This is a genomic window from Nostoc sp. (assembly GCF_036919615.1).
Classification (GTDB): Bacteria; Cyanobacteriota; Cyanobacteriia; order Cyanobacteriales; family Nostocaceae; genus Nostoc.
This window is the reverse complement of sequence record NZ_JBALCN010000007.1, coordinates 42,300-64,372: the sequence shown is the minus strand read 5'-3', so window position 1 is coordinate 64,372 and position 22,073 is coordinate 42,300. Positions and strand designations below refer to the sequence as shown.

Here is a 22,073-nt window from a genome sequence, read left to right as displayed (position 1 = left end):
ACTTTTTTACATTGCACCCGTAGCCAGTTGCAGCAAATGAGGGTTAGTAATCCGAATTACAGTCTCAATGTCAAGAACTTCTGTGATTTGTCCTTGAATTACAGCACAGAAAAGCACACCAGGTCTACTAGGAATACCTTTAATGGTCAGTGGTTCTTCTACAATGTCGAGAATGCGATCAACCACTAGCCCAACACTGAGTTCTGCATAGGGAGAGACAATAACTACCTGGAGCATTTCTGCAACTGTCGCTAAAGCTTGATCGTTAAGGTGATTACGATCGCGATGCCTTCTCTGCGAGACGCTACGCGTAGCTTGCTTCTCCGTAGGAGTACGGCGGGCTACACCAACGCAAAATATCTTGTGAAGATCAATCAGCGGTATAATTTGACCGTAAGATTGCAAGACATCCTGATTACCCACTTTTTCGACAGCAGAAGCAAGAATCTCTTCGAGCCGAAATGCGATCGCTAGTGGAATGCCCATGCGTGCGCCTTGGGGCCCCTCAAACAGCAAAATTGTTTGGTGATCGGCTGCTTGCTCTTGACTATTTGCACCATTCTCGTTCAACAACTGCTTTTGTTTGGCGGTTATACCAGTTCGGTTTGCCAGACCGACAACATCAATAATTAATGCTACTGTGCCATCTCCTAAAATAGTGGCTCCTGCAAATAGAGATAACGCCTTTAACTGTTTTCCCAAGGGTTTAACTACAATGTCTTGGATGTCTTCAATTGTGTCCACAACCAATCCAAAGCGATAGTTATCAACTTCCACAATTACCAGACTGAGTGTTTCTAAGTTGGTGACACTATCCTGGTGGAACACTTGATTGAGGTAAACCAATGGTACAAGATTACCCCGCAAGCGATACACAGGCACATCGTATAATATCTCAATCCGATTAAGTGCTTGTGCTTCTAGGCGTACTAGCTCTTGTAAACTCGCTTGAGAAATAGCATAGCGCTCGCCTCCACTGCTGACAATCAATGCTGGAATAATTGCCAATGTCAGCGGAATCTTGATTTTGAAGGTCGTTCCTTGTCCCTGTTGACTGTGAATTTCAACTGTTCCGTTAATCTTCTCAATATTACTCTTGACAATATCCATCCCAACCCCTCGCCCAGAAAGGTGAGTCACCTGTTCAGCAGTCGAGAAGCCGGATAAAAAAATTAAGTTCATCGCTTCTGACTCGCTCATAGCCGCAGCCTGTACAGCACTCACTAAACCAAGTTGCTGCGATCGCGCTTTGAGCCGTTCTAAATTAAGACCGCGACCATCGTCGCCAATCTCAATATTCACTTTACCACTTTCGTGAAAGGCTCTGAGAAATAGCCGTCCGAAGATTGGCTTACCACAAGCAACCCGCTCGGCTGGTAATTCAATCCCATGATCGATGCAGTTACGTATTAAGTGCGTCAAGGGGTCTTTAATTGTTTCAATAATACTTTTGTCTAGTTCGGTATCTGCCCCCTCCATCTCCACCTCAACTTGTTTACCGGAAGCGATCGCTAAATCACGTGTGACGCGAGGGAACTTTTGCCAGATGGAACTAATTGGTTGCAGCCGAGTTTTCATCACCCCTTCTTGCAACTCGGCTGTAAGTAGGTTAAGGCGCTGGCAGGTAGCAGCAAAACCATTATCCTTAAACTTCGGACTAAATCCAATTATCTGGTTACGGGCTAAAACGAGTTCACCCACTAGGTTGATCATCTGATCTAGCAGATTAACATTGACTCGGATATAAGCAGATTCTGCTGTTGTCATTGATGTTTCTGTGAGTTCGTGAGTGAGAAATTCAACAGACTCACTACCTGCTGTATATCTTTGAGCTTCTGCCTCTATTTGTGGCGTTTGCGTATTAACACTAGGCAAAGGCGATTGAGAGACTCTTACTGTCGGTTCAGTTTCTGACAATTGGGTTAAAGTCCTGATTAGTACTGAATAATTGCGATCACCCTCATCCTTTGTTGTTTGAATTTGGGACAGAATTTGCCGAATCGTGTCAACTGTTTGTAGTAAAGTACTAATAATGTCAGGGGTGATTGCATGAGGGCGATCGCGCAGACACGAGAGCAAATTCTCCCCAGCATGAGCAACTGATTCCAAATTAGGAAATGGTAAAAAGCCGCAATTTCCTTTAAGCGTGTGGAGTAAGCGATAAATGCGAACTAAAGCTTCACCATCAGCAGATGCTTTTTCTAGCTCAATAATATCTCGTTCAATTTGATTCAGGTTCTCATAGCTTTCAACGAGAAATGCTTCTATATCATCGTCAATTTCATTTAACTCCATTGGTTGATATATTATAAATTTATATATTTTATATTAATACTAATCTCATTTGAAATCTAAGCAATATCTCTCCTTAGAGAGATGTTGTCTTTTTTGCTGAAAACATAATGTTTGCCCTAATGATATAGTAAGAGATATGCAATGTTCTCGTTGCCATTCAACTCAAACTTTCAAAAATAGTCGTCGTCAAGATAGACTTTTGTTATAAGTGCAAATAATGCGACGTGCGTTCCGCCCGCTTCTCTACGAGACGCAACGTGAAGGCTAACGTCAGTTTCTCAAATCTTACCAACCTTGGTGCTACTCAAACGATGTCAAGCAACTATATCTCAAAATGTATCTTAATGGTATGAGCCTGAGAAAAATCGAGTGGGTAAACGATATCCACCACACAACAATTTTGCATTTGTTTCGGAAAGCAAAACTTGAATTAACTCGGCTTTCAAATACTTAACAAATTTTAAAAACTTTCCTGATTAAAAATTTTAGCTCCACAATATAGCATTAGTTTCAGCAACTTTTATCATTTTTCCGAAAATATCAGTTTTATGGAAAATTGTAAAATTATATTTATTTATTATTTACATAGATTATTTTAATTAATAATATAGGCTAATTAAGCTAAATCAAGAATTATTAAGCTAAAGCACAAGAGGACAAAGTTGATGGCAATGGTTTTGATTATCGATGATGCAGCCTTTTCTCGCAGAATGATCCGCAAGTTTTTGCAAGTTGATGGTTATGAAATTATAGAAGCAACGAATGGGCGTGAGGGATTAGAAATGGTTTACAACCATCAGCCAAATTGTGTATTAGCGGATCTTTTAATGCCAGATATGAATGGGTTTGAATTTCTGAAAGCTATGCAAGATAAAAAATTAAAAATTCCGACAATTATCATTTCAGCCGATATCCAAGAAGGGGCACGCAATGAAAGTTATAACCTGGGGGCAGTCAACTTTATTAATAAACCGCCAAAAGAAAATGAATTACGAAAGGCAGTCCAAGAAGTTCTTAATACCAAGGAATGAGTTTTTATGAATGTGACAGCAGAAGAACTGGATGCCTTGCAAGAGTTAATTAATATTGGAGTTGGTCGAGCAGCAAGTCTACTTAATGAAATGGTAGACTCTCATATTCGTCTGAAAATTCCGGTTGTTAAAGTGTTAACTGCTGCTGATGCTTATCAAGAATTAACAACACGATTTCATGAGGAGACTTTGGCATTTGTAAAACTACCCTTTACAGGCTCTTTCTATGGCACTGCTAGCTTGATTTTTCCAACTGACAGCGCATCAACATTGGTTGCAGTGCTTACAGGTGAAGATCCAGACTCGGCTGACTTAGATGCAGTGAAAATTGGCACCCTGAGCGAAATTGGTAACATTGTAATAAATGGGGTAATGGGTTCACTCAGTAATGTGTTAAAGCGGCATGTAAACTACACATTGCCCGTTTATTCGGAAGATACAGTTGAAAATTTCTTGTTATCTGCATATGAGAGTGATTCAAAAATACTACTGGCACAAGCTAGATTCACAATTGAACGCTTGGAAATTATCGGAGATATTATTTTAATATTTCTAGTAGGCACTTTTGATGCGCTCATCAATGCAATTAACGAGGAAATGGGAATAATGCAATAATATAATATCAGCAAAAATCGTTGATAAAAGTCTTAAAAAACTTTGATAATACAATGAATATAATTGAACAAGCTCAGGAAAAATTTAGCCTTTTAGATAAAATTCCTTTAGGAGCTTTTGTTCTACAGTCAGATTATATTGTTATCTTCTGGAACTGCTGCTTAGAGGAATGGACAAAAATTCCGAGAAGTAAGATTTTAGGAACTTCTATACAAGAATATTTTCCTCATCTGAATCAACCTCGTTACGCTAGCCGATTGCGCCAAGTTTTTCAAGGTGGTCCTCCGACAATTTTTTCTTCTCAACTGCATAAATATATTATTCCTGTACCTATATCCCAAGATAAATACCGCATTCAACACACAACTGTTACAGCTGTACCTGCATTGGATGGAAATAGGTTTTATGCTCTGTTCTCAATTGAAGATTTTACAGATTTAACGTTCCGAGTTCAGGAATATAAAAACCTCCGTGATCAGGCTCTAGCAATAGCAGAAGAACGTCAACAGGCGAAAGAAGTTGCTGAGAAAGCAAACCGGATCAAAGATGAATTTTTAGCAATTGTCTCTCATGAACTTCGTTCTCCTCTTAATCCAATTTTGGGGTGGGCAAAGCTACTGAAAAATCGCTCATTAAACGAAGCTACTACTGTGCGTGCCCTGGAGACAATCGAACGAAATGCTGAACTACAGGCTCAGTTGATTGAAGATTTGTTGGATATCTCTCGGATTCTCCAGGGCAAGTTAGCACTTAATTTAGAAACCGTTAATCTTATTTTTACTATTGAAGCTGCTTTAGAGACAGTACAATTGGCAGCAGAAGCAAAGTCTATTCAAATTAATCTTCATTTGGATACAGGAATTGGACGGGTGAAGGGTGATAATAGTCGTATTCAACAAATTATTTGGAATCTGCTCTCTAACGCCGTTAAATTCACACCATCTGGTGGACAGGTAGAAGTCTATTTAGAACAGATTAATTCTCAGGTACAACTGAGAGTCAGTGATACGGGTAAAGGTATTAGTCCTGACTTTCTGCCACATGTATTTGAGTATTTCCGTCAGGCAGATAGTGCTACAACTAGAAGTTTTGGTGGACTAGGACTTGGTTTGGCGATCGTGCGCCAACTTGTCGAGTTACATGGCGGTACAGTTTGGGCTGAGAGCTTAGGAGAAGGACAAGGTGCGACGTTTACAGTTAGCCTACCCGTGTTTCAACATCTGGAATTAAGAAGGGAAAATCACAATGTATCAGACGATTCCTATCCATTGGGTATGCTTTATGCTCCACTAGAAGGAATACGTCTGTTAATTGTGGATGATAATGCTGATACCCGTGAGTTTCTGGCCTTTCTATTGGAACAGCAGGGAGCAATCGTGACGATCGCAGCATCTGCCAGTGAAGCACTGACTGCGATTATGCAGTCAAAGCCAGATTTACTGTTGAGCGATCTAGGTATGCCAGAAGTTGACGGTTACACTTTGATCCGAAAATTACGAGCGATGCCTGCCAATTTAGGTGGACAAATTCCCGCGATCGCTCTAACTGCTTACGCCGCAGAAACGACACAAAAACAGGTTTTTACAGCTGGATTTCAACTCCATATCGCTAAACCAGCCGATCCCGCCAAACTGGTAGCTGCGATCGTTGCCCTTGTTAAGAACTGATATCTTAAAAGTCATCAAGTTTGATGCACGCGGACTAACAGAAAATCCAAAAGATAAGTCTGTAAGTCAAAGACTATCTAATTCATAACCACCCTCCAAACTGAAAAAAATTCGTGGTGTAATCTTGAAACAATAATCAGTCAGTATGGCGTAATTTTAGGGCTGTAAATTAATTTTAGAAAGTAAATCTGCGTTGATTTGATATTACGCTCAACAGTGCAAAGACAAACTCACTTTTATTTTGTAGAGTGGTAGCGATCGCCAGGAATAGAAGTGTACCTCCCTTTCCTAGAAGGCAAGGGGCTGGGGGTTAGGTCTGTATTAGGCTCAACCGAGAAGCGCTATAGCGGTTCCTGACCTGATGAGGTACGTTTTCAAGGCTACTAACCTTGTTAAACAAGATTTTAGTGTACCTCAGTTGCTTAGAAAACGCTATATATAGCCGCGAATTACATTCGTTTTGAGATAAAGTCACTCAAATACTACTGTCCTGTTACCATAGACTAATACACGATTTTGCAAGTGCGATCGCACGGCTCTTGCTAATACAACTCGCTCTAAATCTTTGCCTTTTCTCACCAAATCATCAATTTCATCACGGTGACTAACTCGCACCACATCCTGTTCAATAATCGGGCCTGCATCTAAGTCAGCAGTGGCATAATGAGCCGTTGCACCAATAATTTTAACACCACGTTCAAAAGCTCGATGATAGGGATTCGCTCCGATAAAAGCTGGTAAAAATGAATGATGAATATTGATAATTTGTGGAAATTGAGTAATAAAGTTTGCACTAACAATCTGCATATATTTAGCCAAGACAACTAAATCTATTTTGTACTGGTGGAGTAATTCTAGTTGTTGGGCTTCTTGTTCTGATTTATTGTCTTTAGAAATAGGAATATGCTGGAAGTCGATATTAAATTGCTCTGCCACTACCTTTAAATTAGAATGGTTGCTAATAATTAGAGGAATTTCAGCAATGAATTCTTGGGCGCGTTGTCGCCAAATTAAGTCAAATAGACAATGGTCTTGCCGACTTACCCAAATAGCAATGCGTGGTACAGTATCAGAAAAACGTATTTCCCACTTAGCGTCTAAAGGTTGAGCAATTGCATTAAATGCAGGGGCAATAAATTCTCGCGGTAAATTAAACCCCTTTAGCTGCCATTCAATGCGCGTAAGGAATAACCCAGCAGCAAAGTCTGTATGTTGATCTGCATGGATAATATTGCCACCATTAGAATAGATGAAGTTGGCAAATTTTGCCACCAGTCCTCGTTGATCGGGGCAAGAAATCAGCAGTGTTGCTGTCGGATTTGTCATAGTAACTTAGAAAAACTATTAAGATTTGAAGTCAACTTAACATTAAATCAGCAATTAGAAACCACGTCTACACAAGCAAAACCCATCTCTGTGGATTTCAAACTCTCAATTTTTCCTTAGTCTGCGGAGGCGGACTTTGCCTGTGTAGCCACGAATTCCATTTGCCTTGGCTATGCTCATTTACCATTTGTCGGAGTCGGTAAAGGTGTGCTGAGTCCAGGAAGTTTCTGACTATTATCTACAGGTTGTTTCCACTCTGATAGTTCCCGATTCACAGCATTTGCAAAATCTGTAGATACTAACAGCACATTTATATTACCATCGGGTTTAGCAGCAGAGTCAGCTTCAGCATACAAGAAACGTTTGTTAAAGTTAGATTTACCTAAAATCAATTGATGACTTTGTCGATTTTTCAGGGTGATATTAATAGTGGCTTGGGGTTGATCTAGAGCAAATTCTCCAAGCTCTTTTACTGGAGTTGATAAAGTGCGCTCGCTCTTACCTTTGACCAACAAATCCATTAAATAAGAAACAATAGCATCATTTGCTGGGGCTGATATCGGAGATTTGATTAACCACTTGGGGTTACTAGATTCAGGGCTACGTTCCAGATTCAGGGTGAGTTTTTTTGTCTTGACTGTTAAAAACTGCACATCATCTTCTGCAAAAGAGAAAATTTGCTGCTTTTGCTCGTTGATTTCTTCTCGCACAGTCGCACCCCGAATTTCATAGAAGTAAACAAAACCACCTAAACCCAGCGCTAGCAGTATCAAAATTAAAGTCGTTCGCGGCAATTTCATTTTTTAATCATTAGCCATTGAGCATTGGTGAAGAGTTAATATTTATAACTCTTAACTCCTGTACAGACACGATTGATCGCGTCTCCTAACTCCTTTCTTACCGTCGTTTCCACCAGATAATAATTGCCACCGCCAACCCAATTAAAGGTAAAACAAACAAAGACGACAGTATTAAAAGATTGGCTTGGGTAGTTGTCAGGGTTATCCGACGGTTTTTGGGTTCTTTGGGGCGAATGGAAAGGGGTTGCTGATCCTGTTGACTCAGCCAAGTAACTGAGTTGAGAAATACATCTCCATTTAGTTGCTGTTGAAACAAACCATCGGTGGCAAAATTAGAATTTCCGAAAACCACTAACCGGGACTCAGTGGCTGTTTGAGATGAGGGAGTGGGGGAAGGGGGAGCAGGGGAGGCAGGGGGAGTGGGGGAAGCTTTGCCTTGAGTGGTTGGTGATGGTAGGGGTGAAGGTGAAGCTTGGGGAGTGGAAGCAGATTTAGCTACTTGTTTTCTTGTTAAGGCAACACCCAAGGTCAGAGGCCCTTTAAGGTCTTTATCTGCATTAAACTCCAATTTTTCGCTTTGGAGGTCGCTTTCTGCCCAACTGTTGGGATAGGGTTTGGTTCGCAGCAGAGGAGTAGCTTCGACACCAGGTACAGAGGTAATTTCCAGTGGTCGGGCAATTGGATAAAAAGAATTGCCGTTATCGAAATCTTTGGTAATTGGATGTTGTCCGTATTCTGTGACTAAGGGTGCAGCAGGACCACGTCCCACAACGCTTTCCCCAGAAACATCTACTGCTAAACGATTATCCAGACGAACACCCCACTCTTGTAGCAAGCTGTTAAGTTTGGGATCAGTATTCGGATCAATCATCAGCAGTAAGCTACCGCCCCGATTCAAATACTCTTGTAAGGCTTTGACTTCACCCTCAAACAACTCTCGTTTGGGGCCAGCTACTATTACGACAGCGGCATCTTGAGGAACTTTGAAAGTTTCTGCTAGATTCAGCGGTGATGTTGTGAAATTTTTGTCGCCTAATCCTTGAACTGCTTGTGATATTGCACCTTTACCAGCCGAGAGTTGGTGTTCGCCATGACCTTGGAGCAAGTAAACTTTGGTTATGGTTAAATTTGTTAGTTGTTGCAGGCGACTAGTTAATCTGATTTCTGACAGGCGCTGATTTTCATTTACTGTTTGTACTAATTGCCGTTTATCCCCAGATTCTAGGTAAACTTCCCCATAATCTTTGACGCCAAACTTTTCTGCAAGTCCTGGTCTAGCTTGGGGGTTGATGTACTCAAATTTAAATTTTGAGCTTTGCCGCTGATAATTTTCTAGCAGTTCTCGGTCTTGGGGATTCTGGTTAACATCAAACACCCACACTTTAACTGGCTGTGGTAAAACCCTCACCAATTCCCGTGACTGGGGTGCAAGGGTAAACAATTGAGTTTCTGTTAAGTCTGCCCGCAAGTGGTAGCGAGTTCCCAAAAAGTTAATCAATCCCAAAATTGCCAATACTGCCAGAGTCGCCACTAAAGCATTAGTTCCAGCTTGGGTAGAACGACGCCTCCACCAGTTACTCTGATAGCTTTGCCATATTATCCCCAATCCACTGATAACAATTCCTGTAATCAGAAATGCTAATGGAATTAGTCCCCACTGTTCAGAGACTAACCCAACTGTTAGTCCGACAGCAATTAGGAACGGGCCCAACCAAAACAGATATTTCCACAGTTTGTTTTTTGCAACTATCTTCATATTCTTAGACTGAAGTGAGGAGTTAGGAGCAATGAGTTATGAGTTATGAATTTTAACTCCTCACTCCTAACTTTTAAAGCCTCGACTCCGCTCGGCTTTAACCCTGAGCGAAGCCGAAGGGTTAACTCATAACTCATATGACTACTGCCTTTGAAAGCGCAGTGCATCAATTGATTGAGCTGTGAGAAAGATGCCCAAAAAAATGTAACTGGCAAATAAAATCAAGGTGCTGGTATCAAAAATGCCTTGAATTAAGGTATTGTAATGTTTCAGCAATGACAGATAACCTAATGCTTCGCCCACGGGACTAGGGACAATTTTGCCGATTAAATCAATCAATAACAATAATAAGATTACTGCGAAGGTGAGAACAGCAGATAGAATTGTGCTGTCTGTTAAAGAGGAAATAAACATTCCTAAAGATAAAATTGCCGCTGCTAGCAAGATTAATCCCAAATGACCCAGCAAGGGAATTGAGAAGGCCATTGGTGGATTTGAGCCGCTGATGGCGATCGCTTCAAACACTAGCATGGGTGCAAGCATCGTGGTTAAAAATGTTAGCACACCTAATAATTTACCTACTGCTACCGCCCAATTGGTGATTGGTGACGTGGCTAACAGTTCTAAAGTGCCCCGCTTACGTTCTTCGGCATAGAGTCCCATTGAGAGAATTGGCAGGATAAACAACAGTAGCCATTCCATGCGCTCTAAAAATACCTGGACAAATTCATAGGGGACATCTATCGGCGGTACTGGTACTCCTAGTTGTTGTCCTTGTAAATCTATTGCCGCAACTCCTACCAATATGCCATCTGGCCCTAGCAAAATCATCACGAAGAATAACCCCGAGAGGAACCAAAATACGCCTGCGATCGCATAAGCCAAAGGTGATACAAAATAACTCTGTAACTCTCGGCGATAAATGGCAATAATATTACTCAGTACTATACCCATTTACGCTGCCTCTCCTTCATTGTTTGCTGCTAAGTCTACCTCATCAGTATCGAAATTCTTTTCTTCTGTGGTCAGTTGCAAGAACACATCTTCTAAGGTGGCGTTAACACGCCGCAGTTCATGTAAACCGAATCCTGCACGCACTAATGTTGTGGCAATATCGCGCCCTGGTTCTTTTCCCGGTTGCGATATCACCCGCAGATAAGCGCGGTTTGCCTGCGGTTGATGACCGTGTATTCCGGCTGTCGGAATTGATTCTATCAGACTCACACCCGCGACTTTTTGCAATACCTGTTTCGCTAGGGCAACTTCTCCTTCTATTTCCACCTCATACCCTGAGCCACCTGTCAACTGGGTCATCAGGTTTTCTGGTGTATTAGTTGCCACAACTTTACCGCAATTGATAATGGCGACGCGGCTACAAGTCATGCTCACTTCTGGCAGAATGTGCGTGGAAAGAATAATTGTGTGAGTACCAGCAAGGCTTTTAATTAAATTCCGCACCTCAATTATTTGTCGGGGATCGAGTCCGACGGTAGGTTCATCCAAAATGATCGCTGGTGGATCATGGACGATCGCTTGGGCAATTCCTACCCTTTGGCGATATCCTTTAGAAAGTTTACGAATAATCACTCGCCGCTTATCTTCTAAGTTGCAGCGTTTGATAGCGGCTACTACTTTGTTGGGGCGATCGCCTGCTGATACTCCCTTAATTCGGGCGACAAAATGCAAAAATCCCTCCACCGTCATTTCTGGATATAGCGGTGGTGTTTCGGGTAAATAACCAATTCGTTGGCGTACAGCTAGGGAATTTTCATGGACATCATAGCCAGCAATCCGGACATTGCCATTGGTTGCCGGTAAATAACCAGCCAGAATCCGCATGGTTGTGGTTTTACCAGCGCCATTGGGCCCCAACAACCCCAAAATCTCTCCAGGCTCGACGCTAAAAGTGACATCAGTAATTGCTGGGGTAGAGCCGTATATTTTACTCAGATGTTCAACTTCAATCATCGGTATAGTGGCGATCGCAATTTATAAGATACCCAACAATCTTAGATCACGATATTGGGTATGGGGGATTGGCACTAAGATTAGCCGACAATGGGTAAAGTTCCTGAAAAACTTAACTACTGAGCAAGCTTCCCTACTAGGGAAAGGCGAAAAATCAAAGCCTCTCTCCTCTTAAGAAGAGCTACCGTGTATACACAAGTCGGCAGACCTCTCCCCAAACCCCTCTCCGACGCGGAGAGGGGCTTTGAAGATTGGCTCCCCTTCCCTCTCTTCGAGATGCTGCGCGAACGTAGGGAAGGGGCTGGGGGTTAGGTCTGAGAGCGCTTTGAGCAAAATAAGTCACTTGTGTATACACCGTAGCTTAAGAAGAGAGAGGAATGGAAGTTAGGTTTTCCAGATCCCGTGAAAAGGCAGCATTGTCAGCCAAAACAATCGCATTGTCAGCCAAAACAATCGCATTGTCAGTCGAAACAATCGCATTGTCAGCCAAAACAATGCTATTGTCAGCCAAAACAATGCCATTGTCAGTTAAAACAATCGCATTGTTAGTCAAAACAATTGCATTGTCAACCGAAACAATGGCATTGTCAGTCGAAACAATCGCATTGCAACTCTAAAAGACTTGTGTGTACACCGTAGCCCTATAAGGAGAGAAGTTTTCTAGATAAGAGTGAAAAGTCAGGTTAATAATAGCTGCCAGATTTCCGATGCTCTAAAGCAGTAACACCATCATCTTCCAACATTTCACCGTGATTGATCACGGCATAAATTAACCATCTATCGCCACATTCAAGCTGATTTTGCACCGTACATTCTAAATAGGCTAATGCCTCATTCACAATCAAACAACCATTAAGAGCAGTTTTTGTGGCAAGATTTGCAAAGGGATTATCTCCTAAAGTGCTATGACGAGAAAAATAGCGTCGCACATTTCTTCCTTCTTTGAGGATATTCAGCACAAATTTATCACCAGGATGATGCATTAAATCTGCATTCTGCTCGTGAGCGATCGCAATCATAATCCCTGGCGGGTTAAAAGTTGCCTGAGATACCCAAGAAGTTAAAACCCCCTTGTGGGTTTCTTCATCACGAGTTGTCACAACACACAGAGAACCAATGATCTGGCCCACAGCTTGCTCAGTGCGATCTACAGAAGCTCCCGTAATAACCTGACGAGAAGTCCGTAGTTTTTTGGTTTTCTTTAAGTTTTGGGCAAAGGAAGCACCTGCTTCTTGACACTGCTGAAGAATTTCAGGAGTAGGACTAAAACGCACCCGAATTGTTTCAAACCCTAGTTGATAATTAGCATCTTTGAGCTTGCTTTCGATTAAATCTATTGCCTCTCCACTCCAACCGTAGGAACCAAACACCCCTGCTAATTTAGTTTTAGCCGTCGCCGAGAGGACTATTCCTAAAGCAGTTTGAATTTGAGTCGGTGCATGGCCGCCTAAAGTAGGTGAACCGATAATCAAGCCATCGCAGGTTTCTACAATGCGGCTAATCTGTGCAGAATCGGCTAGTTCACAGTTGATTGATTCTACATTAATGCCATTTTGAATCAAACCTTGAGCGATCGCATTCGCCAAAATTGCTGTATTACCATAAGCAGAAGCATAGAGCAAAGCCACACTCAACTCCTGAGATTTTTGCCCTTGACACCATTGACGGTAATCATAAGTAAAACGACTAAGGCTGTAACGAACAACTGGCCCGTGTGCTGGGGCATAACATCTGGCTCCCAAAACCGACAATTTATCTAAAGCTACTTCAACTTGTTTAGCTTGGGGTGCATGGAGACATTCAAAATAGTAACGACGTTCCGCATCTAATCCCTTCCAATCTTCATCGAACAAAGTATCTTCGCAAATATGAGCGCCAAAAAGTTTATCTGTATAGAGAATTTTTGTGGCGGGATCGTAAGTACAAAGTCCATCCGCCCACCGGGGAGTTGGTACAGTGATAAATGATAGAAGATGTCCTTGTCCTAAATCTAGAGTATCTTGCGATCGCATCGCTTGAATAGGTGATTCAAATTCGGGAAAGGCAGTTTTTAGAGCATTGGCGGCGGGACGAGAACAAATGAGAGTGGCTTGAGGAACCAGAGAGAGTAATACTTGCAAGGTTGCTCTGCGGTTCGGGTTGACATGACTCAGAACAATGTAATCGAGGGAGATAAAATCTAGATGTTGTGCTAGTTGCTCAAGGTAAATTTCGGTAAAAGATTCGCCGGGAGGGTCAATTAAAGCTTTTTTATTAGCTTGAATCAAATAAGAATTTGCTGTAGTTCCCCGTTGGCGGGAATACTCAACCTCAAATTTTAGTCTGTCCCAAGTCCGCGATCGTAGAATCAGGGTATTTTTACCAATTTCAGCAACTTGTACATCTCTGTTATGGTTGGGCGTTAATCTGGCAGCAGACATAATAACCTCTCTTAATTGGGCATGGGGCATTGGGTATTGGGCACTTGTACTGAGCGTTCGCGTAGCGTCTCGTAGAGAAGTCGTAAAGCCTGCGGCATAGCTACGCTTAGGGCGCAGCCTCTCGTAGAGAAGTATTGGGCATTGGGAATGGATGAATAATTAATAGTTCTTTCTCTGTCTGCCTTTCCTACTCCCTCTCCTTGTTCCTAATGACTATTGGTTTGTGTTAATTCAGACTTGGCTAAATTTCTATAGCGTTTAGATGCTTCGTGTTCTGGGTCGATACCTTCAAAGGTCGGGGGTAGCCAAACTCTGAGAAACAGTAGTATTCCCAGCACTAATAAAAAGGCACAAGTTGCTAAAACTTGACTCCAACTTGTTTCTAGAACACCTTTAACAATGACTTCTCGCAAAGCAGAAACAATGGAAACTTCAACAGCTACCCCAATAGATACTCGATGTTCCTGTAGGTAAATAATCAGCAGTCTGAATAACTCAACTAAGATGAGTAAAAAGAGAATATCGGCAGTAACAGCATGAAAATCCAGAGGCGGAAGTAAGGAGAGAAACATATCTCTCACCTGAAGCACCATGAAGCAAAATAAACCGATACACAAAGAAATCACAATCACATCTTGGATAAATTCCAAGGTTCGCACGACACGCGCCCGATTGATTTCATACATGGTAATTGGGGTATTTTCAACAGATTTATACATAGTTTTTTGGGAGACGCGATTCATCGCGTCTGTACAAGAGTAGGTAGAGACGCGATTCATCGCGTCTGTAAGAAGCAGGAAAAGTCGGAGAAATAAGGGAGGCAAGGGGACAAGGAGAATGACCAATGACAAACGACTAATTAGTAATGATTGCCAATTTTGCGGTGATGGGCGGCAGTAAGTGCATTTAGCTTGGCAACTCTTCCAGTTTGGACTGTGCTATAAATTACCCAATGATCTCCACAATCCATGCGGCTAGTAATTTCACATTCCATGTAAGCTAAAGCTTCAGCGAGAACGGGCGATTCATTGTTAGCTGGATATGTCTTGACTCCGGCAAAGCGGTCTGCACCAGGAGCAAAACGCTTCAGGAAATGTTTCATTAATCCTTGATATTTGCCTTCTTCTAAAACATTTAAAACAAAGCGATCGCCAACATGCATTAAGGATTCAATTGCCCGATCTTTGGATACTGCTATCGCTACTCCTAAAGGTTCAAGACTCGCTTGTGTCACCCACGAAGCCAACATTGCACTCTGAATTTCTCCTTTTTTGGCAGTGATAATATATAATCCTGTGCTAACACGTCCTAAAGCTTTTTCTAGCTCGGTATTGATGGATTTGATCTGTTTAATGGTGCGATCGCGATTCAGCCATTGACCCATATCTATCCCCGCCTCATCACAAAGCTGTTCCGTTGCTTGGGTAGGAATTTCCTTAACTAAGATAGGTGGGAAAGCTTCAGTTAATCCCAATTCTTGAAACTTATTACGTAAAGGATAAAGAGGTTCATCTTCTCCCCCTCCCGACTCTAATAAACCAATTGCCTGTTTCTTGTGAACAGCAGCTAAAATGGTACTTAAAGCAGCTTGAGACATCACCGAAGATTGGGCTGGCATTGCAATTACTAAACCAGATGCTTGTGCAACTAATTCTCGAACTTCTTGAGGCTCAGCACTATTAAGAACTACTAATTCTACTGCCACGCCAGTTTTTGCACATCCATGTGCTATGGTACGAACTAAATGCTCACTATACCCGTAATCTTCAACATAAAATAGAGTTACTAATGTCTCTGTTTTTGCTTGTTCTAAACTCCAGTTTTGATACCGTCTGAGCCATTCGGAGATATAGTGTTGTAATAAAGGGCCATGTCCTGTGGCAACTATTCCTATTTCTAACTTTTCAATCCGCTTTAAAGCTGTCAAAACAGACCGGGCATTGGGACCCATGAGACAATCATAGTAATATTTAAAATCCTGCTCTATTGAAGGAAGATTTTCATCATAGGTGTGGTCATCACAGTAGTGCATCCCAAACACATCACACGTGTAGAGAGTGCAAGTTTTGTGGTCATAAGTGAAGATTGTGTCAGGCCAGTGTAAGTTAGGTGCAGAGATAAATTCTAATTCGTGTCCGTTACCTAAATCTAATCGCTCTCCATTTTTCACCTGCCTTGATTTAAAAGGTTGGTGAACCATATTTTCTAAAAATTGAATAGCTACCCTAGCACCGACAACAGTAGTCGAGGGAGCTAATTGCAAAATATTTTTCACTAAGCCACTGTGGTCTGGTTCTGTGTGGCTAATAATTAAGTAATCTATTTTAGTTGGATCAATTAATCCCACCAGTATCTCAAGATATAATTGCTCAAACTTGCGGTGAGATGTGTCAACTAAAGCAACTTTTTCTCCCTGAATTAAGAAAGAATTATAGGTTGTCCCATTCCGTAAACCAAACTCGATATCAAAACGTTCTCTATCCCAGTCCAGACAACGGATAGCAGTCGTTTGAGGAGCAATTTCAACAGTTTGAATCGTCAAACGTCCTGGATTGGGAATAACTTGAGTAAGCTGTGTAAGTGCAACCATTTGTTTTCTCCAAGAGAATATTATTTGGAGCGAGTGTTATGTTTTTTATATTTACCTGAAATACTCAATTAGTAAAATGCCAATTTCTAAAGCTAATCATCAGAAAGATTTATTCTTCATTTTGATTGGCTTACCATTGAATTAACCAATGTTTATCATTACTTTTCTGTTCAATAATGAACGTGAGAGAACGTAAATTTTAAGTTAGAATGTTGATACATGTCATTAATCTTTTTTCCTCCTCCTCTACAACAAATCAACAGCGAAATCACCCGTCATGCTGGTGTTGATCTGTATGTGCTACGCCTCGACCTCATGCACCCGTGGGTTAATGGCAATAAGTGGTTCAAGCTGAAATACAATCTTTTGGAGGCCAAGGAGAAAAATTTCACGACGCTGCTTACCTTTGGCGGCGCTTATTCCAATCACATCTATGCAACTGCGGCGGCTGGTAATCTATTCGGTTTTCGCACCATTGGTGTAATTCGTGGAGAACAGAGGCTACCATTGAACCCGACGCTGAGTTTTGCTGTACAGCAGGGTATGCAGCTTGTGTACCTGAACCGCCAGACGTATCGACAGCGCAACACAGCAGCGGTACAGGAATATCTGCAACAACATTTCGGTGAGGTGTTTATCATTCCTGAAGGTGGCAGTAATTTAAATGGTGTGCGCGGCTGCACAGAGATAGTTGGTGAAGCAATGCCTACGGCTGGCTACGCCTACGCATTTGATCATATATGCGTAGCTTGCGGTACAGCTACCACACTGGCTGGTATTGCCCTTTCGTTGCATCAAAAGCAAAGAGCGATCGCTTTTTCAGTATTGAAAAATGGGGCTTTTCTTGCACAAGAAATCGAAAGTCTGCTGACAAATTACCTTGCCTCTGGTTTACCCGCACCATATAGCTCTCCGGCATCTTGGGAATTGGTATGTGATTACCACTTCGGCGGCTATGGAAAGGTGAACGATCAGCTGCTACTGTTCAGCCAACAGTTCAGAGAGGAATATGGCATACCTCTTGATTACGTATATACCGCCAAAATGTTTTATGGAGTGATGGATTTACTAAAGCAGGGATTTTTTCGTAGAAACGATTCATTGATGCTGGTACACACAGGAGGCTTACAGGGCAACGTTGGAATGGAGCAGCGATCGCAATCCGGTTCAGTTAAGCCAAAAACCAGATAGATTTGAGGTTATCACAAAATTTTAGATTTTAAATTTTGGATAATAGAAAAGAAGATTTTTGTGTTCCATTATTTAATACATGTTTGAGACTTGCGAATTTAAACGGGAGAATAATTCTTTACTGGAGTTTAGACTAAAAACAGGCGATGTCTAACGACAAGCCTCTCTGCGTCTACACTCAGTGATCGATTACCTGTTGCTGAAGAAATTAATCACAAACTTAAGCTGATTAAACGCTCTGGTTATGACTTTAGAAACTTTGAAAACTTTCCAGTTAGATGCTTGTTAAATTGTTATTTTAAAGATTAGTTTTGCATATCATGTACTGAAGAACCATTTTTATTTAGTTTTACCAAGTAATCTACGTTATGCAGATTCTAATTTATCGGATAGGTAATTCAATCACAAACTCTGTGCTCTCACCTTGTATTGAATGGCAAGTTAGCTTACCACGATGATTGTTAACGACAATTTGGTAAGCAATAGATAAACCTAGCCCTGTTCCTTTCCCGATAGTTTTAGTGGTGTAGAAAGCATCGAATATTTTGGTTTGGTCTGCTTCACTGATTCCTGAGCCATTGTCTGCAATTCTGAGAATAACTCTTTCTCCAATTAACTCAGTTTGAATCCGAATCACACCAGTATATTTGGAAATTCCCTGATTTTCTTGATTTCTTTGGATTTCTTCAATCGCATCGAATGCATTGCAAATTAAATTCATAAAGACCTGATTTATTTCACCTGGATAGCACTCAATAGGTGGCAATTCTCCATATTTTTTGATTAGTTTGATTGTCGGACAATGAGCATTTGTTTTGAGTCGATGACCGAGAATGAGTAGCGTGCTTTCTAGACCTTCATGCAGGTTAGCCAGTTTCTTGCCTGCGTCTCTATGGCGAGAGAACTTATTTAACGATGACACAATTTCTGTAACACGATCTGTACCAACTTGCATAGATTGAATAATTTTAGATAAATCATTTAACAAAAAGCTGATATCTTTTGTTTTAATAGCATTTTGAATTTCAACAGGTGGATCTGGCAGGTACTTTTGATATAGCTTGAGTAAATCAACAACTTCCTGAACATACTGTTCCACAAAATTTAAGTTGCCAGCTATAAAATTGATAGGATTATTCACTTCATGGGCAATTCCTGCTGTCAGATGGCCTAAGGTTGCTACCTTTTCTGCTTGGATAAGTTGGGTTTGAGCCTGTTGTAATTTAGCGTTTTTAATAATCAAGCTTTTTGTTAAATTTCTCAGCTTCAGTTGGTATTCTATTCGCACCAAAACCTCTTCATATTGAAAAGGTTTGGTAATGTAGTCTACGGCTCCCAATCGTAATCCTTTAACTTTCTCAGCCGGATCTGAAAGAGCACTCATAAAAATGATTGGAATATCTTGGATACGAGGATCGCTTTTTAGGTGTTTACAAGTTTCAAATCCATCCATACCTGGCATCATTATATCAAGCAAAATTAAATCAGGTAAATGCTCATTGTCTAATCTTTGAATGGCTTTTTCACCACTACGAGTCGCCCAAACTTCAAAGCTAGACTGATCCAAAAAGCTCGATAAAACTTGTAAGTTGGCAGGGTTATCGTCAACGACTAAAACAATTCCTCTGGCAGGCTCGTGATTCAGGAAATTTTTTTGGTCGCATATCGTCGCACTCATACTGTTTCTACTCCATATTGAGTCAAGAAGTTGAGAATTAAATCTTCGTCAAACTGCCTTGCTAGTTGCCGTAATTGGTGAGTAAAGGGAGCGAAGTTTATGTCTGTTTCCTCTAGTTGATCGGCCAATTTGAGAATAGCATTGAAGTTACCTTTACTGGCTAAGGTCGCCAGTTCCCGCAATACATCGGGGGAAGGAGGAGTCAATTTATCTAATGGGTGATCGCGTATGGTAGCTGAATTGATTCTTTGTTCCTCAGACTGAGACTGCTGGTAAATCCATGCCAAACCTAAGTGGAACTCTAATTGATGGAGTAATTCATCTGCATATACAGGTTTGCTCAAAAAGGCGTCACTTCCTGCTTTTAGACTGCGATGTTGGTCAGCTTCAAATACACTAGCAGAAGAGACGATAATCTTGACATCCGCGATATCTGGGGTATGACGCAGGTGTTGAATCAATTCAAACCCATCCATTTCTGGCATGATTAAATCTGTAATCACCAGGTCTGGTTTAAGGGCGATCGCTTTTTCTAAACCTTCTTGACCGTTGGTAGCTTCAACTACATTGAAACCCAGTGGTTGCAGTAAGTTTGTAATTACTGTGCGATTCTCCCAGCGATCGTCCACCATCAGGATGGTGCGGGGGCTACCTTCAAAGCCAATGATTTGTTCCTTTGGTGCAGCCATAGCAGACTGTACCCATTGGCTTGCTTCAGCGATCGCAATCTCAAACCAGAAACTACTACCCTGACCGATCTGACTCTTAACATGGACATCGCTACCCATCATCTGCACTAACTGCCGAGTAATAGCTAACCCTAGCCCCGTCCCTTCGGTCTGACGTTTTTTCTCACCTACTTGTTCAAATGGCAAAAAAATCTTGCCCAACTCGTTTGGAGTTATCCCAATTCCCGTATCTTCTACACTAAAGCGAATGCGATATTTCACCGTCTGCCCATCACCAGGAAGTTGATCGATTACCTCAACCTTGAAAGTAACTTTACCCTCATCCGTAAATTTGATGGCGTTCCCCAGCAGATTCAAGACAACTTGACGTAACCTTTTGACATCGACATGAACCCCAGTAGGTAAGTTGATCGCGGGTTCATAGACAAACAAAATGCCCTTTTGTTCTGCCCGAATCTGGCAAATTTCCGCGATCCCCTGTAAAAAAGACGGGAAATGCAGATCATGAGGATGCAGTTCCAGTTTTCGCGCTTCAATTTTAGAAAGATCCAAAATCTCATTGATTAAAGTCAGCAGATGAGAGCCACACTGTTCAATGATGTTTACATGATATTGCTCTGGCTCTGGCAAACCTTTGGAACGCAGCAAGATTTGAGCACAACCCAAAATACCATTCAAGGGCGTTCGCAGTTCATGGCTCATGTTGGCTAAAAATTCGCTCTTAGCATGGTTTGCGGTATCAGCCGCTGCTTTGGACTTTTTCAGTTGAGCCTGTTCAAATGCTTGCACTCTCCACAAGACAGTGATCATCGTCACTGTTAGTCCACCCACAATAAAGGCAATAAAATCGAGGAATTGTAGCTGAGATTCAATATTTTGGCGCGGAATCACCAGAGCCACAGACCAATTAGCTTCTTGCAACGGCAGATAAGCAACATACTTCTTTGCGCCATCAATTTCCATCAACTCAATTCCCTGTTGTTTGTTTACCATCTGCTGCGCGATCGCCTTTAAATTGCGATCTGAAATTTTCAGCAAGCTAGGTGCAGGTTTTTCTAGCGTTGACATTAAAGTTGAGTTGGGATGGACAATCGCTTGTCCTTGGGAATTGAGGGCGAATGCATAGCTGTTGTTACCGTAGTGCAGAGAGTTGACCACCTTAGCAATGTGATCGACTTTAACGTCGCCTTGGAAGGTACCAATTGGTGAACGAATAGTAGGAGAATTTGACCAGATCGGAGTACTGATCGCAATTAAAGGAATGCCTGTGGAACGGCTAATAAAGGGATCGGAAATGTTGCTTTTTCCGGCTAGTGCTTTTTGAACGTAGTCTCGATCCTTAATATTCTTATTTGACCGACCAACCTTAGTATTAGAATATGAACCATCCGGGGTAACTATTTGAAAAAAGAAAAATTCATCGATCCGCTCAACTTCTGACTTTAAATAGGGTTCTGCCACAGACCAGTCTAATTGGCGTACAGTTGAAGTATGAACAAGGGTTTGCACCTCCACTTTGCGAACATGCAACCATTCCTCAATTTCATCAACCCCCCTTTGTACCTCTAAAAAAGCTCTTCCTCTCAACTCTTCTAGCGTTATTTTCCGAGCAGCTTGATAGCTAAAATAAGCAGAAATACTCACAATAAGAGTAGTGCCGCCGAGAATAAATCTGATCAGCAAATTGTGCCAGGAATGCATTTTGGTGTCAGATGGGCTGGAGTTGGCTCTTATCAAAGGTTCCTTCCTTAAACAATCACTAAGCAAAAAAAGGGCTATATTTAGATTGCCCAAAAAATTATTGATAATCGCAGCCTTGATTGTTACCCATAGCCAAATAATCAATATATTTATATAGGAATCAGATTTGATTTGGGAAAAAGACTACGAGAGAATACGTAGAAGGAAATCCAATACGCTTGGGTTAAGCCAAAAACCAGATAGACTGAGGGTTATCACCCAAGTGTACTCAGATTGAATCCAACTTAAAGAATTCTCACTAATTTCGCCTATAGTTGAATCAGGTACAGTACTCAAAGCGCTAGAA

General features: G+C 41.5%; 16 protein-coding genes and 1 pseudogene. 5 read left to right on the top strand and 12 right to left on the bottom strand.

Going from position 1 to position 22,073, the window contains the following annotated elements:
- Positions 1–6: 6 nt before the first annotated feature.
- Positions 7–2,295, bottom strand: a complete 2,289-nt coding sequence (locus tag V7K48_RS03040; protein WP_335069488.1) for a chemotaxis protein CheA — start codon at positions 2,293–2,295, stop codon at positions 7–9.
- A gap of 665 nt (positions 2,296–2,960) precedes the next feature.
- Here V7K48_RS03040 and V7K48_RS03035 point away from each other — a divergent pair.
- From V7K48_RS03035 to V7K48_RS03025, 3 genes are read left to right on the top strand one after another with little or no spacing between them, the layout of a single operon-like run.
- Positions 2,961–3,326, top strand: coding sequence for a response regulator (locus tag V7K48_RS03035; RefSeq protein WP_335069486.1), 366 nt, complete (start codon positions 2,961–2,963; stop codon positions 3,324–3,326).
- A gap of 6 nt (positions 3,327–3,332) precedes the next feature.
- Positions 3,333–3,941, top strand: a complete 609-nt coding sequence (locus tag V7K48_RS03030) for a chemotaxis protein CheC (RefSeq protein ID WP_335069484.1) — start codon at positions 3,333–3,335, stop codon at positions 3,939–3,941.
- 53 nt (positions 3,942–3,994) lie between these two features.
- Positions 3,995–5,608 carry an ATP-binding response regulator gene (locus tag V7K48_RS03025; RefSeq protein WP_335069482.1) on the top strand — a complete coding sequence of 538 codons (1,614 nt, stop codon included), beginning with the start codon at positions 3,995–3,997 and terminating at the stop codon, positions 5,606–5,608.
- Positions 5,609–6,079: 471 nt separating this feature from the next.
- Here V7K48_RS03025 and purU read toward each other — a convergent pair whose 3' ends face one another.
- The 9 genes from purU to V7K48_RS02980 all read right to left on the bottom strand — a co-directional run bounded on the left by purU (position 6,080) and on the right by V7K48_RS02980 (position 16,468).
- Positions 6,080–6,934, bottom strand: coding sequence for a formyltetrahydrofolate deformylase (gene purU / locus V7K48_RS03020; RefSeq protein ID WP_335069480.1), 855 nt, complete (start codon positions 6,932–6,934; stop codon positions 6,080–6,082).
- Positions 6,935–7,110: 176 nt separating this feature from the next.
- On the bottom strand, positions 7,111–7,734 hold the full coding sequence (locus V7K48_RS03015; RefSeq protein ID WP_335069477.1) for a DUF4340 domain-containing protein: 624 nt from the start codon (positions 7,732–7,734) through the stop codon (positions 7,111–7,113).
- Between the two features lie 97 nt (positions 7,735–7,831).
- Positions 7,832–9,490 carry a GldG family protein gene (locus V7K48_RS03010; RefSeq protein WP_335069475.1) on the bottom strand — a complete coding sequence of 553 codons (1,659 nt, stop codon included), beginning with the start codon at positions 9,488–9,490 and terminating at the stop codon, positions 7,832–7,834.
- A 141-nt stretch (positions 9,491–9,631) separates the two neighbouring features.
- A complete protein-coding gene (locus V7K48_RS03005; protein WP_335069473.1) occupies positions 9,632–10,444 on the bottom strand; it encodes an ABC transporter permease in 813 nt (270 codons plus the stop codon).
- Entirely contained in the window at positions 10,445–11,458 is a 1,014-nt protein-coding gene (locus tag V7K48_RS03000; protein ID WP_335069471.1) for an ABC transporter ATP-binding protein, read from the bottom strand.
- Positions 11,459–11,819: 361 nt separating this feature from the next.
- Positions 11,820–12,011 (bottom strand): hypothetical protein, encoded by a 192-nt coding sequence (locus V7K48_RS02995; RefSeq protein ID WP_335069469.1) that lies wholly within the window; start codon positions 12,009–12,011, stop codon positions 11,820–11,822.
- Between the two features lie 130 nt (positions 12,012–12,141).
- Positions 12,142–13,878, bottom strand: coding sequence for a diflavin flavoprotein (locus V7K48_RS02990; protein ID WP_335069467.1), 1,737 nt, complete (start codon positions 13,876–13,878; stop codon positions 12,142–12,144).
- Positions 13,879–14,084: 206 nt separating this feature from the next.
- The gene (locus tag V7K48_RS02985) at positions 14,085–14,597 is read right to left on the bottom strand and encodes a phosphate-starvation-inducible PsiE family protein (RefSeq protein WP_335069512.1); all 513 of its coding nucleotides are present in this window, start codon (positions 14,595–14,597) and stop codon (positions 14,085–14,087) included.
- 140 nt (positions 14,598–14,737) lie between these two features.
- Positions 14,738–16,468 carry a diflavin flavoprotein gene (locus V7K48_RS02980; RefSeq protein ID WP_335069466.1) on the bottom strand — a complete coding sequence of 577 codons (1,731 nt, stop codon included), beginning with the start codon at positions 16,466–16,468 and terminating at the stop codon, positions 14,738–14,740.
- Positions 16,469–16,687: 219 nt separating this feature from the next.
- Between V7K48_RS02980 and V7K48_RS02975 the strand changes: the two genes are divergently transcribed.
- A complete protein-coding gene (locus tag V7K48_RS02975) occupies positions 16,688–17,659 on the top strand; it encodes a 1-aminocyclopropane-1-carboxylate deaminase/D-cysteine desulfhydrase (RefSeq protein WP_335069465.1) in 972 nt (323 codons plus the stop codon).
- 201 nt (positions 17,660–17,860) lie between these two features.
- Positions 17,861–17,968 (top strand): annotated as a pseudogene (locus V7K48_RS34835) (transposase); the annotation flags it as partial.
- A gap of 73 nt (positions 17,969–18,041) precedes the next feature.
- On the opposite strand, the gene V7K48_RS02970 reads toward V7K48_RS34835, so the two are convergent.
- Together V7K48_RS02970 and V7K48_RS02965 are read right to left on the bottom strand one after the other, a co-directional pair.
- Positions 18,042–19,337 (bottom strand): sensor histidine kinase, encoded by a 1,296-nt coding sequence (locus V7K48_RS02970; protein ID WP_335069463.1) that lies wholly within the window; start codon positions 19,335–19,337, stop codon positions 18,042–18,044.
- Positions 19,334–21,763, bottom strand: coding sequence for a hybrid sensor histidine kinase/response regulator (locus V7K48_RS02965; RefSeq protein ID WP_335069461.1), 2,430 nt, complete (start codon positions 21,761–21,763; stop codon positions 19,334–19,336). Before V7K48_RS02965 ends, V7K48_RS02970 begins: the two co-directional genes overlap by 4 nt.
- Between the last annotated feature and the right edge of the window lie 310 nt (positions 21,764–22,073).